The organism is Aequorivita sp. CRS11 (assembly GCF_059693805.1).
Map to the genome: position 1 here is coordinate 1 of NZ_JCATIG010000053.1, position 527 is coordinate 527.

Consider the following 527-nt stretch of genomic DNA (forward strand, 5'->3'; position numbering starts at 1 on the left):
ATTTATCACATGGCAAACAAAATACTTCCATATAATAAACATCTGAAAGCGATGGCTAGGGAACTCCGTAAAAATATGACTCCTGCTGAAAAAATGTTATGGGAGGGTATTAGAAAAAAATCCTTGGGTCTAGAATTCCATAGACAAGTTCCAATTTTAAATTTTATTGTAGATTTTTATTGCCATGAAATTGGTCTGGTTATAGAGGTCGATGGGAATATCCATGAGCATAATTTTCTTGAGGATGCAGAACGACAAGGTAAAATGGAGGCGCAAGGACTTCATTTTTTAAGATTTACGAATAATGAGATTCTAAACAATACTGAAAGTGTAATTAATATCATAAAGAGTTATATAAGAGAAAATAGTTAAAAACATCCCCCTAAATCCCCCTCCAAAGGGGGACTTTTGACGCATATAACAAAACATAAGTCATTTCCAAATCTAGCCCCTCCCTTAGAAGGGAGGCGGGGGAGGGATGTTCTTTAGAGTAGAATTTTCTTTTTAATTAAAATTCTGATTGACAT

Annotated in this window: 1 protein-coding gene; it reads left to right on the forward strand. The window is 34.3% G+C overall.

The features are described 5' to 3' along the window. Positions 1 to 372 (forward strand): endonuclease domain-containing protein (locus AC58DT_RS15715; RefSeq protein WP_497217735.1); only part of this gene is annotated, 372 nt, incomplete at its 5' end. Between the last annotated feature and the right edge of the window lie 155 nt (positions 373 to 527).